Genomic DNA, 17,039 nt, shown 5'->3' with positions numbered 1-17,039 from the left:
CGCAGCCTGCACGAAGCCGGCATCGAGGTCATCCTCGACGTGGTGTACAACCACACCGCCGAAGGCAACCACCTCGGTCCGACGATCAACTTCCGCGGCATCGACAACGCCGCCTACTACCGGCTCGTCGACGCGGACCTGCGGTTGTACAAGGACTACACGGGCACCGGCAACAGCCTCAACGCCCGCCACCCGCATGTGCTGCAGCTGATCATGGACTCGCTGCGCTACTGGGTGATCGAGATGCACGTCGACGGGTTCCGCTTCGACCTGGCCGCCGCACTGGCCCGCGAGCTGCACGACGTCGACCGATTGAGCGCGTTTTTCGATCTCGTGCAGCAGGATCCGGTGGTCAGTCAGGTCAAGTTGATCGCCGAACCGTGGGACGTCGGCGAGGGCGGCTACCAGGTCGGCAACTTCCCGGGTTTGTGGACCGAGTGGAACGGGAAGTATCGCGATACTGTGCGTGACTACTGGCGGGGAGAGCCCGCGACCCTGGGCGAGTTCGCGTCCCGGCTGACCGGGTCGTCGGACCTGTACGAGGTGACGGGCCGGCGCCCCGGCGCCAGCATCAACTTCGTCACCGCCCACGACGGATTCACACTCAACGACCTGGTGTCCTACAACGAGAAACACAACGAGGCCAACGGCGAGGACAACCGCGACGGGGAAAGCCACAACCGATCGTGGAACTGTGGCCTCGAAGGCCCCACCGACGACCCCGATATCGTCGAGCTGCGGTGCCGCCAGATGCGCAACTTCTGGGCCACACTGATGGTCAGCCAGGGCACGCCGATGATCGCGCACGGCGACGAGTTCGGGCGCACGCAAAACGGCAACAACAACGTCTACTGCCAGGACTCCGAATTGTCCTGGATGGACTGGTCATTGGTCGGCAAAAACGCGGATCTGCTGGCGTTCGCGCGCAAGGTGACCAGCTTGCGCGCGAACCATCCGGTGTTTCGCCGGCGCCGGTTCTTCGAGCCTATCCGAACCGGCGACGAGGTCCGCGATATCGCCTGGTTGATGCCGAGCGGCAGGGAGATGACACACGAGGACTGGGGCGCGGCCTTCGATAAGTGTGTTGCTGTGTTTCTCAACGGCGATGCCATCGCCGCACCGAACGCCCGCGGTGAACGCGTGGTCGACGACTCATTCCTGTTGTGTTTCAACGCCCATGACCACGACGTGGAGTTCGTGATGCCGCACAGTGAGTATGCGCAGGAGTGGACCGTCGAGCTGGACACCAACGATCCGATCGGTGCGGGTGACCAAGTAGTGAAAGCCGACGAGAAGATCTCGGTGCCTGCACGTTCGCTGCTGGTACATCGTAAGACCTTGTGACGCATGGCCTCACCGGTACTCGCTACTTATCGACTGCAGCTGCGTGGCGAGTCCAGTGGATTCGCGTTCACCTTCGCAGACGCCGAGAACCTGCTGGACTACCTCGACGATCTCGGCGTATCGCACCTTTACCTGTCCCCCATCATGACCGCGGTCAGCGGATCGAGCCACGGCTATGACGTGACCGACCCGACCACGGTCTCGCCGGAACTGGGCGGTCCCGAGGGTCTGGCGCGGTTGTCCGCGGCGGCCCGTGCGCGCGGGATGGGCCTGGTCGTCGACCTCGTGCCCAACCACGTCGGCATCGACAAGCCCGAGCAGAACGCATGGTGGTGGGACGTGCTGCGGCACGGCCGATCTTCGCCCTATGCGGCGTCCTTCGATATCGACTGGGAACTTGACGAAACCGGCCGAATTGTGCTGGCGCTGCTCGGTTCCGACGACGATGTGGACGACCTGAAAGTCGACGGCGACCTGCTGCGGCTGGGCGATCTGGCGCTGCCCATCACCCCGGGGAGCGGAACGGGAAGCGGTCCTGAGCTGCACGACCGCCAGCACTACCGGTTGGTGGGCTGGCGAAACGGAGTCTGCGGTTATCGTCGATTCTTCTCGATCACCTCGCTGGCCGGACTGCGCCAGGAAGACCGCGCGGTGTTCGACGCCAATCACGCCGAGGTCACCCGCTGGTTCAGCGAGGGACTCGTGGACGGCGTGCGCATCGACCACCCCGACGGATTGTCGGATCCCTGCGGCTATTTGGCGCGGCTGCGTGAACTGGTCGGCCCGGACGCGTGGATCGTCATCGAGAAGATCCTCGCTGTCGACGAGGCGCTGGAGCCCACCCTGCCAGTGGCGGGCAGCACCGGGTACGACGCGCTCCGGGAGGTGGGCGGAGTCTTCGTCGACCCATCCGGCGAACCGGCGCTCACCGCGCTTGTCGACTCCGCCGGGATGGACTACCACGCCATGCCGAAGCTGCTCGCCGAGCTCAAGACCCGCGCCGCCACCGAAACCTTGGCCAGCGAGCTGGCCAGGCTGCGACGGGCCATCGCCGCGACGGCCGGCGCCGATCATCCGCTGCTACCCGAGGCGGTGGCCGCCCTGCTCACCCACATCGAGGTGTATCGCTGCGATTATCCGGGCCTGGCCGCGATGATGTCGACCGCGTTGGCCGAAACCCAGGCGGCAGCGCCACACTTGGGGCCAGCGCTGCAGGTGATCGCCGCGGCGCTGGCCCGCGGCGGTGAGCCGGCTACCCGGCTGCAGCAACTCTGCGGCGCGGTGACCGCCAAGGCCGTCGAGGACTGCTTGTTCTACCGCGATGCCCGGCTGGTGTCACTCAACGAGGTGGGCGGCGAACCGCACCGGTTCGGCGTCGGCCTGGCGGAGTTTCATCACAGCGCCGCCACCCGCGCCCGCGTGTGGCCGCGGACGATGACGACGCTGACCACCCACGACACCAAACGCGGCGAGGACGTGCGAGCCCGGATCGGCGTGCTGACGCAGGTACCGTCGCTGTGGACCGAGTTCGTGGCTCGCTGGGAGGTCCAGGCCCCCTCCCCCGATGCCGCAACCGGACGATTCCTGTGGCAGAACATCTTCGGTGTGTGGCCGGTCAGCGGTGAGGTCACCGACGAGCTGCGCAACCGGCTGCACGGCTACGCCGAAAAGGCCATCCGGGAAGCGGCCCGGCATACCTCGTGGAACGACCCGGATGCCGGTTTCGAGGGGGCGGTGCACGGTTGGCTGGATGGCGTCCTCGACGGCCCGGTGGCCGGCCAGCTGACCGAGCTTGTCGCCCAACTCAATCCGCATGCCGCGAGCGACGCATTGGGCCAAAAGCTACTCGCGCTGACTGTCCCCGGGATACCCGACATCTACCAGGGCACCGAGTTGTGGGACGACAGCCTGGTCGACCCCGACAACCGCCGCCCGGTTGACTACGCCGCTCGCAGAGCCGCACTGAAAGAGTTGCACCACCCTAAAATTCGCGTCGTCACCACAGCGCTTCGGCTGCGGCGACTCCATCCCGACAGCTTCCTGCGCGGTGAATACCTTCCCGTCCTCGCCGGCGGCCAGGCCAGTGATCACGTCGTCGCGTTCCGCCGCGGCGACGACATCCTGGTCGCGGTGACGCGCTGGACCGTCCGCCTGGCGGGAACCGGCTGGGGTAACACCGTCGTGCCGTTGCCCGACGGCACCTGGACCGACACGCTCAACGGCGCCATGGCGAGCGGACCGACGTCGGCCGCCCAATTGTTCTCGGACCTGCCGGTCGTGCTGCTGGAGCGCGAGCATGACTGAATTCCGGGTGTGGGCGCCCAAACCCGCGCTGGTTCGCCTCGACGTCGACGGTGCGGTGCATGCGATGACGCGCTCGGATGACGGCTGGTGGCACACGAACGTCGAGGCAACACCGGATGCGCGATACGGGTACCTGCTCGACGACGACCCCGCCGTGCTGCCCGACCCGCGATCGCCCCGCCAACCCGACTGGGTGCACGCCCGCTCGCAGTTGTGGGACCCGACCGATGCGGCCTGGACGGACAGCGATTGGGCCGGCCGGTCGGTCGAGGGCGCGGTGATCTACGAGTTGCACGTCGGCGCTTTCACCGGCGCCGGCACGTTCGACTCGGCCATCGAAAAGCTGGACTACCTGGTCGATCTCGGGATCGACTTCGTCGAGCTGATGCCCGTGAACTCTTTTGCCGGTACCCACGGCTGGGGATATGACGGGGTGCTGTGGTACAGCGTGCACGAACCCTACGGCGGTCCCGACGGCCTGGTCCGGTTCGTCGACGCCTGCCACGCACGTGGTTTGGCGGTACTGATCGACGCGGTGTTCAACCACCTCGGTCCGTCGGGCAACTACCTGCCGCGGTTCGGCCCCTACCTGTCGTCGGCGAGCAACCCGTGGGGCGAGGGCATCAACATCGCTGACGCCTACTCCGACGAGGTGCGGCGCTACATCATCGGGTGTGCGCTGCGCTGGATGCGCGACTTCCACGCCGACGGCCTGCGACTGGACGCGGTGCACGCGCTGGTGGACACCACGGCGATCCACATCCTCGAGGAACTCGCCAGCGAAACCGACTGGCTGTCAAGGCAGGTGGGCCGTCCGCTGTCGCTCGTCGCCGAAAGCGACCTCAATGACCCACGGCTGATCACCCCGCGCGACCGCAATGGCTACGGGATGACGGCGCAATGGGCCGACGATATCCATCACGCCATTCACACCGCGGTCTCCGGAGAGCGGCAGGGGTATTACGCGGATTTCGGTGCGAATTCTAATTCCTTGGCCACGCTGGCGGAGACATTGCGCCACGGCTACTTCCACGCCGGCACCTATTCGTCATTCCGGCACCGCCGGCACGGGCGGCCGCTGGACATCCAGACGATCCCCTCCACCCGGCTGGTCGCCTATACCTGCACTCATGATCAGGTCGGCAATCGAGCCCTCGGGGATCGCCCGTCGCAGAACCTGACCGGCGGCCAGCTGGCGATCAAGGCCGCCCTTGCGCTCGGATCACCATATACGGCAATGCTTTTCATGGGCGAGGAGTGGGGAGCGTCCACCCCGTTTCAATTTTTCAGCTCGCATGCCGAACCGGAGCTGGCCCAGGCCACCGCCGAGGGACGCAAAGCGGAGTTCGCCGAGCACGGCTGGAATGCCGACGACATCCCCGATCCGCAGGACCCGCAGACCTTTCAGCGCTCCAAACTGAATTGGGATGAGGTCGACTCCGGCGAACACGCCCGCCTGCACCGCCTCTATCGCGATCTGATCGCGTTGCGGCGCCAAGAAGCCGACATGGCGGACCCCCGGCTGGAGCACCTCGTCATCGACTACGACGAGTCGCAGAACTGGGTCATCCTGTGCCGCGGCAAATTACGCATCGTGTGCAACCTGGGCGCCGAGCCGGTGACGGTGCCGGTCGCCGGTGACGTGGTACTGGAGTGGGGGGAGCCGACGGCCGTCGGTGACAAGGTCACCGAGCTGCCTGCGCATTCGTTCGCGATACTGCGTTGTGGAGAAGTCTGACGTGGTGCAGGAACAGGTTCGGTTCAGCCGTGACCAACTGAAGCGCTTTACCGGAAAGACCCTGCCGGACTTGATATCTCACCAAGTGAGACTGCTGTTCGTAGGCATCAACCCGGGCTTGAGAAGCGTTGCGGTTCAAGCTCACTTCGCTCCCCGCGGCAATCGGTTCTATCCGGCCCTGTTGCGCACCGGTATCACCGATCACCTAATCGATGCCTCGTCAGGGTTTACTCCCACCGACCGAGAATACCTGTTGGACCGTGGAATCGGCATCACCAGCCTTGTCGAGAGAGCGACCGCGAGCGCCGCAGAGCTGACGGCAGATGAACTGGTAAAAGGCACACAGAAACTGGCGAAAGTGGTTCAGGAGTTCTCGCCACGGATTGTCGCCATCTTGGGGATCACCGCATACCGCGCGGCCTTTGACGCGCCTCGGGCGAAGCTTGGGAAGCAGGCGACGCCTTATCCAGCAACCGAACTGTGGGTAGTGCCCAACCCGAGTGGGCGGAACGCGCACGCGCCGTTGGCTCGCCTCGCGGCCGCCTACGGCGAAGCCGCCCGGGCCGCCGGCATCCGTATGACCGCGGCGCCTACACGCTAGGACGGCCGGTCGCGAGCACCGCCTCGGCGATCGCGTCGGCGAGCGAATCGATCTCATCCGCGGTCAGGTCCGCGATGGTGATGCGAATGCCCGGGCCCGTGTTAATCCGGAACCGCGTTCCCGGCGCCGCGGCCCAACCCGCATTGAGTAGCCGGGTGATCGCGACCGTCTCGTCTGGTACCGGAATCCAGACGTTCAGCCCGGACCGACCGTGTGCGGCGATGCCGCGTTCGGCCAGCGCGGCCAGCAACCGCGTGCGGTTGCTCGTGTACTGGTCCTCGGCCGTGCGGACCAAGCGCGATGCCGCCTCATCCGACCACAACCTGACCGCGAGATCTTGCAATAGGTGACTTACCCAGCCCGGGCCGAGCCGCAGCCGACCGTGCACACGTTCGACGGTGCGGTGGTCTCCGGCGAGAACGGCGACGCGCAGGTCGGGACCATAAGCCTTGGACGCTGACCGCACGAAGGCCCAGTGGCTGGTCGATCCCGCCAACGTGTGCAGCGGCGCGCCGGCAATGCCGGCGCAGTGATCGTCTTCGACGAGCAGCAGATCGTCGGCGCGGCCGGTCAGCAATCCGCGCAGGGCATCCGCGCGATCCGCGGACAGCGCCGCCCCCGTCGGGTTTTGCGCGCGATTCGTGATGAGCACCGCGCGTACGCCGCGACCCAGCGCCCGAGCCATGTCGGCAACCAGCGGCCCGTCGTCGTCGGCCCGCACCGGCTCGACCGAAAGGCCAAGCGCGGCAAGAAGATCCAGCAGGTTGGCCCAGCCCGGATCCTCGACGACCACCCGGTCGCCCGGACGCAGGTGCGCGGTGAGAGCCCGCTCAATGCCGTCCAGGGCACCGCTGGTCACGGCCAGATGATCGACCGGGATGCCGTCCGCGGACAGCGCAGAGCGGCTGAACTGGACCAACTCCGGCGACATGGCCGGCTCCCCGTACAGCACCGGTCTGGGCGGCAGGACCTGGGCAAACCCGATCGGCAACAAGGCCGGGTCGGGGTTGCCGGTCGACAGGTCGCGCGCGCCCGCCGGGACGTCAAGCCCGAGCAGGGAGCGCGGTGTCGTCGCCGGGCGGTGCCGCACTCGAGTGCCGCGCCGTCCGGCGGTCTCGACGGCCCCGCGTTCGCGCAGCAAACGGTAGGCCGCGGCGGCGGTATTGGGGTTCACGCCGAGCCGAGCGGCCAGTTGCCGGACCGGCGGCAGCGCATCGCCGGGGGCCAGCGCGCCTGCCGAGATCGCCTCTTCGACGTTGGCGGCTATCGATTCCGCGCCCGTCCCCGCTATCGTATATTGTACTGGCACGCAGGAAATTATGTACTAGAACAATACCAAAGGCAATCCGTTGGAAACCGCATATCACCCCACGCCCCGGACGACGCCCACCCGCTATCGGGAACGCGCTCACTATGACCGCGAGACGGTCCACGCCATCCTCGACGAGGCGCTGATCTGCCACCTGGGCTACCTGAGCGGCGGTAGGCCGGTGGTGTTGCCGACGACCCACGCACGCCTTGGGGAAACCCTCTACCTGCACGGTTCCACCGGCGGCGGCCCGATGCTTGCCGCCAAGGCCGCACCGTCGGGCCTGGAAGTCTGTGTCACCGCCACCCTCGTCGACGGGCTGGTGCTGGCCCGCACGGCCATGCATCATTCGGTGAACTTCCGCTCCGTGGTCGTGGTGGGTGCCGCACGTGTCGTCGAGGATCCGGCCGAGAAGCTGCGGGCCCTGCTCGGCCTGCTCGATCACGTCCGGTCGGGGCGCGCTGCTGACTGCAGGACTCCGAATGCGCGTGAACTCGCCGCAACCGGGGTGCTGGCGCTCGACCTCGTCGAGGTCTCGGCCAAGGTGCGCACCGGCGGCCCGGTTGACGATCCCGAAGACAGCACGCTGCCGTACTGGGCCGGCGTGGTGCCGCTGAGCCTCTCGGCCGGAACACCGGTGCCGGCCGCCGACCTGGACCCCGCCATCGCGGTGCCGTCATACCTGCAATAACCGCGCGAGCGTGCGCAGTTGTACACGGTTTGCGGCGTGTCGGTCTACAGACACGCACGCTCGCGGCCGAACTGCGCTACAGCAGATAGCGGTATGCGGGCGAGCCGGGCTCGAGGGCTTCGACATGAATCTCCGTCGCCCGCATCCGGGCCAGCAGACCATCCAGATCGGCGGCCGATCCCAGCTCGATACCGACCAGCGCCTCACCGGTTTCCCGGTTGTTGCGCTTGACGTACTCGAACAGGGTGATGTCGTCGTTGGGTCCGAGCACGTCATCGAGGAACCGGCGCAACGCGCCCGGCTCCTGCGGGAAGTCCACCAGAAAATAGTGCTTGAGGCCGAGATGGACCAGCGAGCGCTCCAGCACCTCGCCGTATCGGGATACGTCGTTATTGCCGCCCGAGATGAGGCACACGACGGTGGACCCAGGCTCGATGTCTGCTTCCAATAGGCCGGCGACCGACAGCGCGCCCGCCGGTTCGGCGATTATGCCCTCGTTTTGATACAGGTCCAGCATCGCGGTGCACACCGCACCCTCGTCGACCATGGTGATCGACACCATGTCGCCGGCGGCGGCCAGCGCGGCGTGGGTCAGCGTTCCCGCCCGTTTCACCGCGGCGCCGTCGACGAACTGGTCGACATGGTCCAGCGTCACCGGGCCGCCGGCGGCCAGCGCGGCCATCATCGCCGCGGCGCCGGCGGGCTCGATACCCAGCACCGCCGTGTTCGTCGTCCGCTCTGCCACGTAGGTGGAGATGCCGGCGATGCAGCCACCGCCGCCAACCGGGACCACCATCAGGTCAGGCTCGTTCTCGAGTTGACCGAGCACTTCGACGGCGATGGTGCCCTGACCTGCCATGGTGCGCAGGTCGTCATAGGGCGGGACCAGCGTGGCGCCGGTGCGTTCGATGTCGGCCAGCGCCGCCTCTGCGGCGAGATCGTAGGTCGATCCCCCCACGATCAGCTCGATGAACTCCCCGCCGTGGTAGCGGATCCGGTCACGCTTCTGTTTGGGCGTTTTGGCGGGCACATAGACCCGGCCGTGCACACCCAGCGTCCGGCACGCATAGGCGAAGCCCTGCGCGTGATTGCCCGCCGACGAGCACACCACCCCCGCGGCCAGCTCCTCCTCGGATAGCTGAACCAGCAGGTTGTAGGCGCCGCGCAGTTTGTAAGAGCGCACGATCTGCAGGTCTTCGCGTTTGAGGTAGACCTGCGCGCCGGTGATCGCCGACAACCGATCGCTCAACTGCAGCGGGGTCGGGGTGACCACCGAAGCGATCCGCTTCGCCGCGCTGTCGATGTCAGCCGCGCACAGCGGTGACACGCTCGGGCTCTGGCTCAGTTCGGCGGACACCGATTAATGGTGCCATGCCAGCCAACGGGCAGGTCAGCTCACCGGGGTCAGCACGAATACCGGTATCTGGCGGTCGGTCTTCGTTTGGTAGTCGGCGTAGGGCGGGAAGGCCGCGACGGCCCGCTCCCACCAGACGGCCTTCTCGTCGCCGACGATCTCGCGGGCGTCGTAATCGCGGGTGACGGTGCCGTCCTGCAACTCGACCCGCGGGTTCTGCACGACGTTGTAGTACCAGACCGGGTGCTTCGGCGCCCCGCCGAGCGAGGCGACGATCGCATACTCGCCGTTGTGCTCGACCCGCATCAGCGGGGTCTTGCGGAGCTTGCCGGTCTTGGCGCCCACGGTGGTTAGCAGGACGACGGGCTTTCCCTGCAGGTCCGTGCCTTCGGTTCCACCGGATTCGATGTACTTGTCGGCTTGCTCACGGGCCCAGTCGACTGGGCTGGGTGCGTATTCACCTGAAAGCGGCATACCCACCACCCTACGACCGCGGTCCACCGGGGACCCATTGCACGAGCGGTAAACCGACCGCGACGTGAGCGGTACATACTCTTTTGCTCTTATTGCCGCTTCTCATGTTGTCGCTGAACAAACGAACGAAGATGACGGCGTGTCTGGTGATCGTGTGCCCCAGGCTCGCCATCGGCATGTCTGCCCCGCGCGTAGTCGCCTTGCCACGGCAGGCGCTCCCCCGCCGCGGTGTTCGTCGCCTCCTGGGCTTGCCCCAGCTCCTGACGTAAGCGAAGGAAGAGCTCATTCTTGCAGCGCAGATCTTCATCAGACTCGATGCGCCTGAGTTCGGGAGCGAACTCTTCAAGCTCGGCCCGGCGCTGCGGGACGATCATGCAGATCGGCTCATCGACCTCGAATCGCACGGGCATCAGTTTGCGTGTGAGTTTCCAGCTCATGCTGAAACTCGCGCTCGACCAGTCCGTTTCGACTATGCCCTCTAACGGACATACGGCGTCCTTCGGATAGTTCGCCGGCCCGCGGACCAACAGGTTGTAGCCCGCCGGAGTGCGAAACAGCATCGGCAGATGCCAGGTCAGGATGCCGTAACCGAACTGGCTGCAGGGCAGGAACTGATCGGGATCACGCTTATCGGGTGCGATTATCACATCCGTGCGGTCTACCCCACCCATCCATGTAGCGGTGAACGCGCACGGATTGCGCACCTCCCAGCCGCTCTGATTGGCGATCAGCATCGGCAAACACCGATTAGCCGAACCTTGATGCATCTCTGACATCCACGTCCGGTTAATCGGTGCGGGGCTGATCTGCGGCGCACTATCACGAGTGACGAACCCGATCAAGGGACGGGCCTGCCTATCGGACTTGTCACTCATCGAACCCTCGATTCGCTGGTTGCTTGCCGCATACCTCGAGTATCTCAGTTGAGACGCCGGGTCAGGATGTCGAATCTGGATAACAGTTGCCACAGCCGTTGGCATCCCTTCCCCCACAAAGACATAGCCCATGTCATGCGTCGGTGGTCCCCCGGGCCCGTTAGCGTTCCTAAACCGCTCGTCGTGGGGGCGGTAGTAACCGTTTTGCCGGGCCGTTGCGATGCCAACCGGCCCAGCGCTGATCACCGCGTCCTGACCAACTCCGCGATCGTGTTGACCCGCCGGATGGCCGTGGCGATCTCTTCGGCGAATCGGCGTCGTCGTTGGGCGATATCCGCGTCGTCAAAGCCGTCCACCAGCTCGCGATGCCTGGCCAGGCGCAGCGCGGTCTTGAACAGTTCCATCGACCTCGACTCGGCGCTGGCGATCCTGCGCTGCAACTCCCACTGCTTGCCCACCTCAATGCATTCGGTGAGAAAAGCGTCCTCGTCGAACGATTCGTCTTCGAGGGCGGCCAACCGATCAGCGACGATGTGATACGCATCCAGGAACGGACGCAACACCAGATGCGCCAGCAGCAGGTCGGCCCATTCCAGCAGCCGCCGCACATCGGCCGCACCGGCCGCCTTCGTGGTGTCGACCGGGTCTTCTGCGGGCCCGATCAGCCGGACTTCGTCGGCGAGGTCCTTCTCGAACTGCGCGCGTGCGGAGAACAAGAACTCGAACTTCAGCAGTTCGCGAAGACTTAACGCCTCATCGCGCACGGTCGCCGGTAAGACCGAGCCGTCCACGGAAGTCTCTGAAGCCGCCAGCAACGCGGTCTCTGCGATGGCACAATCGACCAGGACGTGGATGGCGGTGTTGCGGTAGAACGCGGCAACCAGGTGCTGGTCGGCCCCGATACCCCAGACCGCTTCGGTGCCGGCGTCGTAGACACTCACCACACCCGAGGCGACGAGCTGATGCAAAGTCCACCGGATCGTCGAAGGATTCGTCAGGTCCGCCGCGCCGGCCACAGCCCAGTTCCGCGCCGCGATATAACTCGCCAGCGGTCGCACGGCGGCCAGTACCTCGCTGATCGACAATGACCGTTCCGCCCCCAGCAACGAAAGGCTCACCACCGCAGTGGGAGTGACCGGCGTGGCCCGGTTGATCCGGTGCTCCACGTCCAGTGCGATGCGTTCGATTTCGGTGCCGGTCCCCGACTCGTCGGCGCGCAACTCCTCGAGGCGCTTGCGGAGTGGCAGCGGTTCGCCGAAGTCCAGATAGGCGCGGCCGAGCCGCTGACCCTGCTGTCGGGCCAGTCGGATCAGGAAGCGCAGGTCTTCGGGCCGTTTGACGGCACCGTAGGCTTCGGTGGTCATGGCCGCCACTTCGTGCAGCTGGTCGTACACGATGGAGGTCGGCACCAAATACACCTCGGGACCATCGATTTCGTCGACGGCGTCGGTGATGTACCGCAGGATCCCGAACACCGGGGGTCGCAGCTTGCCGGTCCGGGTCCGGCCCCCTTCGATCGACCAGGTGAGGTTGGCATGATTTTGCACCAGCTGCGCGGCGTAGGCCCGTAATGCGAACCGGTAAACGGGAATATCCTTGGTCTGACGCCGGATGAAGATCGTGCCGGTGCGTTTGGCCTAACCGCCCAGCGGGAAGAAGTTCAAGTTGGCTCCGCCGAAGGTAAGCGCGGGCGAGAGCCGGTTGGCCAGGATCACCTCGGGCAACAGCATGCCGTCCAGGTAGGAGCGATGCGAAGAGGCAAACGCCAGAGTCGCTTTGCGATCCAGTTTGCGCAGCTGCGCGATCTGATCCTCGTCGACTAGCACGTCGTAGGCCCGCATGAGCCAGCGGCTCAAGCCGCGCCAGGCCTCCACCGGCCGGTCGTCCAGCGAGGCCGCCATCTCGCGCAGGTAGCCCGCGGATTCGGCGCGCACATCGTCCGGGTCGCGCCCCAGCTCGTTGGCCATTTGCTCAGCCGCTCGTCATACCACGAAGCCGCCAACAATTGGACCACCTCGGCCGGGTCCGTCGACAACGGCGCCGCCGATTCGTCGACGATTCCGGTGCGCTGCAGCACCTTTCGCACCCTCACCCGGCCGATGTGCCGCGCAGTCACGGTCCGTCCCCGCTCACACCGCGCTCGGTTGTCGTCATGTCCGTTCTCCTTTGCGCCGGACGCGTGTTGCCCACATCACATCGGTGAGCGTACGTCCGTGAACAGGAGCACGGAATACATTGGGTGATTTGCCCGCGCTCGCCGTCGAGCGCCGAAATGTCGTCGGTTCAGGCGCCCGGGCGCCAGAGCTGAAGCGTGCTCTGCACGCCGGCGGGCAGCTCCAACAGTTCGACGGGGGTGCCGTCGGGGTCATAGATGAAGAACATCCGCACTCCGCCGATGTCGACGGGCGGGTCGGCCCGGACGTCGGGGTGGTGGCGCCGAAGGCCGTCGTAGGTGGCGCCGAGATCGTCGACCCGGAACGACACGTTGGTGTAGCCCAGGTGCGGGCCGCTCGGGACATCGGGCACGGCGCCGAGCGACAGCAGTTCGACCATGGCGGCACCGATCAGCCCGCCGACCATGCGGCCCTGCTGAGCGGCCCCGCCGGTCACCGAGTGCAATCCGGCTCCTGCCAGTTCGACGTCGAAGACGACATCCATGCCCAGCACCTCGGTGTAGAACACCACGGACGCCTTGATATCGGAGACGCCGATGCAGACGTGCGAAAAGTCCTGCACCGCAATGGGGTGCGGTTGGCTCATTGGTGCTCCTTTGCCGAGTCGGCGTCCGCTTTGCGCTAGATGCCCAGGCACCCCGGACCGAGCAACTCCTTGAGGTCGCCCATCAGCGCCGGGGAGGGCGTCACCCGCAGCGACTGGTCCAGCTCCAGGGTGGTGATGCGGTCCCCGCTGATCAGCCGCAGATGCACCTGCGACGTACCGGGATGGCGCGCCAGCACCTGCTTGAGGGCGCTGACCTTGTCGAAGGTGCACTGCCGGGTCGGCATGCTGACCGCCAGCGGCCGGTCCGCCTGCGCATTGGAAAAGTCGGGCACCACAAGCTCGTTGGCGATCAAGGCGACCCTGTCGTCCCGGATCGCCACCTTGGCATTGATCAGGACAACCGCGTCATCGACGATATCGGCGCCGAACGTGGAGTACGCGTGTGGGAAGAACATCACCTCGATGCCGCCGGCAAGGTCTTCCAATTGAGCCGAGGCCCAAGGCATTCCGTTCTTGTTGACCCGCCGGTTGACTGAAGCCAGGAGGCCGCCCACCCGAACCTGGGTTTCGTTGGCGATGTCACCGTCGAGGATCGCCGGGATCGCGGTGTCGACCTGTGCGGTCAGCAGGTGCGCCACCCGGTTCAGCGGATGACCGGACACATACAGGCCCAGCATCTCGCGTTCCAGGGCCAGCTTGTGTTTGTCCTCCCACTCGTCGTCGGGCACCCTGATGGTGAACACCGCGTCGGTGCCGGAGTCGCTACCGCCGAACAGGTCGAACTGGCCCATCGCCTCGGCCTTTTTGGTGCCCAACACGGAGTCGACGGCATCGGTGTGGACCAGGAAGAGACCCTTGCGGGCGTGACCCAGCGAGTCGAAAGCGCCCGCTTTGATCAGCGACTCGGTGACCTTCTTGTTGCACGCCGAGATATCGATCTTGTTCAGGTAATCCGAGAAGTCGGTGAACTTACCCTTGCCGCCGCGGGTTTGGATCAGCGAACTCACAACGTTGGCGCCGACGTTGCGCACCGCACCCAGCCCATAGCGGATGTCGGTGCCCACCGACGCGAAGTTCAGGCCCGACTCGTTGACGTCCGGCGGCAACACCGTGATGCCGAGCTTGCGGCAGTCGGCCAGATACACCGCGGCCTTGTCCTTGTCGTCGCCCACCGAGGTCAACAGCCCCGCCATGTACTCGGCGGCATAGTTGGCCTTCAGATAGGCGGTCCAATAGGAGACCAGGCCGTAGCCGGCGGCGTGTGACTTGTTGAACGCGTAGTCGGCGAACGGCAGGATGGTGTCCCACAGGGCCTTGATCGCGCCCGCGGAAAAGCCGTTGTCTTTCATGCCGTCGGAGAAACCCTCGAACTCCTTCTCCAGCACCTCGCGCTTCTTCTTGCCCATGGCCTTGCGCAGAATGTCGGCTCGGGCCAGCGAGTACCCGGCCACCTTCTGCGCGATGCGCATGATCTGCTCTTGGTAGACGATCAGGCCGTAGGTCTCGGCGAGGATCTCGCGCAGCGGTTCGGCGAGCTCGCGGTGAATGGGCTTGATCGCCTGCCGGTTGTTCTTGCGGTCGGCGTAATCGTTGTGGGCGTTCATGCCCATAGGTCCCGGGCGGTACAGCGCGAGTACCGCGACGATGTCCTCGAAACCGGTCGGCTGCATGCGCCGCAATAGGTCGCGCATCGGGCCGCCGTCCAGCTGGAACACGCCCAGGGTGTCGCCGCGGCCCAGTAGCTCAAAGGTGGCCGGGTCGTCCAGCGGCACGGACTCCAGGTCGAGGTCGATTCCCCTGTTGGCCTTGATGTTTTCGATGGCGTCGCCGATGATCGTCAGGTTGCGCAGACCCAGGAAGTCCATCTTCAAAAGGCCGATGGCCTCGCACGACGGGTAATCCCAGCCGGTGATGATGGCCCCGTCCTGCGGGCGCTTCCACAGCGGGATGGCTTCGGTCAGCGGCTCGCTGCTCATGATCACCGCGCAGGCGTGCACGCCGGCGTTGCGGATCAGACCCTCCAGGCCCCGCGCGGTCTGGTAGATGGTGCGGACGTCGGGGTCGGTTTCGATCAGGCCGCGGACCTCGGCGGCCTCCTTGTACCGCTCGTGGTTCGGGTCGGTGATGCCGGACAGCGGAATGTCCTTGGCCATGATCGGCGGCGGCAGCGCCTTGGTGATCCGGTCGGCGATCGCGAACCCGGGCTGGCCGTAGTGAATGCGCGCCGAATCCTTCAGCGCCGCTTTGGTTTTGATGGTACCGAAGGTGATGACTTGGGCCACCCTGTCGTGGCCCCACTTGTCGGCGGCGTACCGCACCATCTCGCCGCGGCGACGGTCGTCGAAGTCGATATCGATGTCTGGCATCGAGGTGCGCTCGGGGTTGAGGAACCGCTCGAACAGCAGACCGTGCGGAATCGGGTCGATGTCGGTGATGCCCAGGGCATAGGCGACGAGCGATCCCGCGGCCGAGCCGCGGCCCGGGCCGACCCGGATGCCCACCGAGCGTGCGTAGTTGATCAGATCGGCGACGATCAAGAAGTACGACGGGAAACCCTTGGCGCAGATGACGTCGATCTCGTAGTCCGCCCGGGCGGCGTAACCGTCGGGTGGCCCGGCGGGAAAGCGTCGGCGTAGCCCGGCGTCCACCTCGTGACGCAACCAGGATGCCTGGTCGTGTCCGTCGGGCACCGGGAAGACCGGCATCCGGTTGCGTGGTTCCCACACGTCCGCGTAGGGCTGCACCCGCTCGGCGATCAACAACGTCGAGTCGCAGGCGCCGGGCACCTCGTCGTCCCAGACCTGGCGCATCTCGGCGGCCGACTTCAGGTAGTAGCCGTCGCCGTCGAACTTGAAGCGGTTCGGATCCGACAGCGTCTTGCCGGTCTGCACGCACAACAGCGCCTCGTGGTTGTGCGCCGCATCGCGGGTGACGTAGTGGCAGTCGTTGGTGGCCAGCGGCGGAATGTTGAGGTTGCGGCCGATCTCGAGCAACCCGTCTCGGACGCGTTGTTCGATGGTCAGCCCGTGGTCCATCAGCTCGAGGAAGTAGTTGTCCGCGCCGACGATCTCCCGCCATTTGGCGGCTGCTTCAAGCGCCTCCCGGTCCTGCCCCAGGCGCAGCCGGGTCTGCACCTCCCCGGACGGGCAGCCGGTGGTGATGATGATGCCGTCGGCGTGCTCGGCGATGAGCTCGGCATCCATGCGCGACCACTTGCTCAGCTGACCCTCGAAGGATGCCAGCGAGGACAGCTTGAACAGGTTGCGCAGCCCGGCGGCGTTCTCGGCCAGCATCGTCAGGTGCGTGTAGGAGCCGCTTCCGGAGACGTCGTCGGCCTTCTGGCCGGGGTCACCCCAGGTGACGCGCCGGGTATCGAATCGCGAGCCCGGCGCTATATAGGCTTCGACGCCGATGATCGGCTTGATCCCGGCCTTTGTCGCCGCGTTGTAGAACTCGCTGGCCCCGAACATGTTTCCGTGATCGGTCATCCCGATCGCGGGCATCTGCAGCCGTTCCGCCTCGGCGAGCATCGGCGTGATCTTCGCGGCACCGTCCAGCATCGAGTACTCGGTGTGGTTATGCAGGTGCACGAAGGACTGGTTCATAGGGACGCCAGTCTAAGACTGCG

Annotated in this window: 11 protein-coding genes and 1 pseudogene; 5 read left to right on the top strand and 7 right to left on the bottom strand. The window is 65.9% G+C overall.

Going from position 1 to position 17,039, the window contains the following annotated elements; translation table 11 throughout:
* From glgX to ACLP4W_RS07570, 4 genes are all read left to right on the top strand, one after another.
* On the top strand, positions 1–1,344 hold a 1,344-nt coding region (gene glgX, locus ACLP4W_RS07585; protein ID WP_442385524.1), incomplete at its 5' end, for a glycogen debranching protein GlgX.
* A gap of 3 nt (positions 1,345–1,347) precedes the next feature.
* Complete coding sequence (gene treY, locus ACLP4W_RS07580; RefSeq protein ID WP_442385523.1) at positions 1,348–3,648, top strand: malto-oligosyltrehalose synthase; 2,301 nt, start codon at positions 1,348–1,350, stop codon at positions 3,646–3,648.
* Positions 3,641–5,386, top strand: a complete 1,746-nt coding sequence (gene treZ / locus ACLP4W_RS07575; protein ID WP_442385522.1) for a malto-oligosyltrehalose trehalohydrolase — start codon at positions 3,641–3,643, stop codon at positions 5,384–5,386. The genes treY and treZ overlap by 8 nt, the downstream gene beginning before the upstream one ends.
* Positions 5,373–5,987 carry a mismatch-specific DNA-glycosylase gene (locus ACLP4W_RS07570; protein WP_442385521.1) on the top strand — a complete coding sequence of 205 codons (615 nt, stop codon included), beginning with the start codon at positions 5,373–5,375 and terminating at the stop codon, positions 5,985–5,987. The genes treZ and ACLP4W_RS07570 overlap by 14 nt, the downstream gene beginning before the upstream one ends.
* On the opposite strand, the gene ACLP4W_RS07565 is transcribed toward ACLP4W_RS07570, so the two are convergent.
* Complete coding sequence (locus ACLP4W_RS07565) at positions 5,977–7,296, bottom strand: aminotransferase class I/II-fold pyridoxal phosphate-dependent enzyme (protein WP_442385520.1); 1,320 nt, start codon at positions 7,294–7,296, stop codon at positions 5,977–5,979. The two genes, ACLP4W_RS07570 and ACLP4W_RS07565, sit on opposite strands and share 11 nt — an antisense overlap.
* A 40-nt stretch (positions 7,297–7,336) precedes the next feature.
* Between ACLP4W_RS07565 and ACLP4W_RS07560 the strand changes: the two genes are divergently transcribed.
* The gene (locus tag ACLP4W_RS07560) at positions 7,337–7,987 is read left to right on the top strand and encodes a pyridoxamine 5'-phosphate oxidase family protein (protein ID WP_442385519.1); all 651 of its coding nucleotides are present in this window, start codon (positions 7,337–7,339) and stop codon (positions 7,985–7,987) included.
* A gap of 76 nt (positions 7,988–8,063) precedes the next feature.
* Here the strand turns inward: ACLP4W_RS07560 and ilvA are convergent, their stop codons facing one another.
* The 6 genes and pseudogenes from ilvA to dnaE all read right to left on the bottom strand — a co-directional run bounded on the left by ilvA (position 8,064) and on the right by dnaE (position 17,016).
* Positions 8,064–9,344, bottom strand: coding sequence for a threonine ammonia-lyase (gene ilvA / locus ACLP4W_RS07555; protein WP_442385518.1), 1,281 nt, complete (start codon positions 9,342–9,344; stop codon positions 8,064–8,066).
* Between the two features lie 33 nt (positions 9,345–9,377).
* Positions 9,378–9,815: a nitroreductase family deazaflavin-dependent oxidoreductase gene (locus tag ACLP4W_RS07550; protein WP_442385517.1), complete on the bottom strand. Its 438-nt coding sequence runs from the start codon at positions 9,813–9,815 to the stop codon at positions 9,378–9,380.
* Between the two features lie 89 nt (positions 9,816–9,904).
* Positions 9,905–10,690, bottom strand: a complete 786-nt coding sequence (locus ACLP4W_RS07545; RefSeq protein WP_442385516.1) for a DUF6065 family protein — start codon at positions 10,688–10,690, stop codon at positions 9,905–9,907.
* 242 nt (positions 10,691–10,932) lie between these two features.
* Positions 10,933–12,806 (bottom strand): annotated as a pseudogene (locus ACLP4W_RS07540) (lysophospholipid acyltransferase).
* 167 nt (positions 12,807–12,973) lie between these two features.
* Positions 12,974–13,450: a VOC family protein gene (locus tag ACLP4W_RS07535; protein ID WP_442385515.1), complete on the bottom strand. Its 477-nt coding sequence runs from the start codon at positions 13,448–13,450 to the stop codon at positions 12,974–12,976.
* A gap of 35 nt (positions 13,451–13,485) precedes the next feature.
* Positions 13,486–17,016 carry a DNA polymerase III subunit alpha gene (dnaE, locus tag ACLP4W_RS07530; RefSeq protein ID WP_442385514.1) on the bottom strand — a complete coding sequence of 1,177 codons (3,531 nt, stop codon included), beginning with the start codon at positions 17,014–17,016 and terminating at the stop codon, positions 13,486–13,488.
* Between the last annotated feature and the right edge of the window lie 23 nt (positions 17,017–17,039).

This window comes from Mycobacterium sp., assembly GCF_052145595.1.
In the GTDB taxonomy this organism is placed as follows: Bacteria; Actinomycetota; Actinomycetes; order Mycobacteriales; family Mycobacteriaceae; genus Mycobacterium.
Note: the sequence above shows the minus strand (reverse complement) of the source record. Positions and strands in the feature narration are given on the sequence as shown.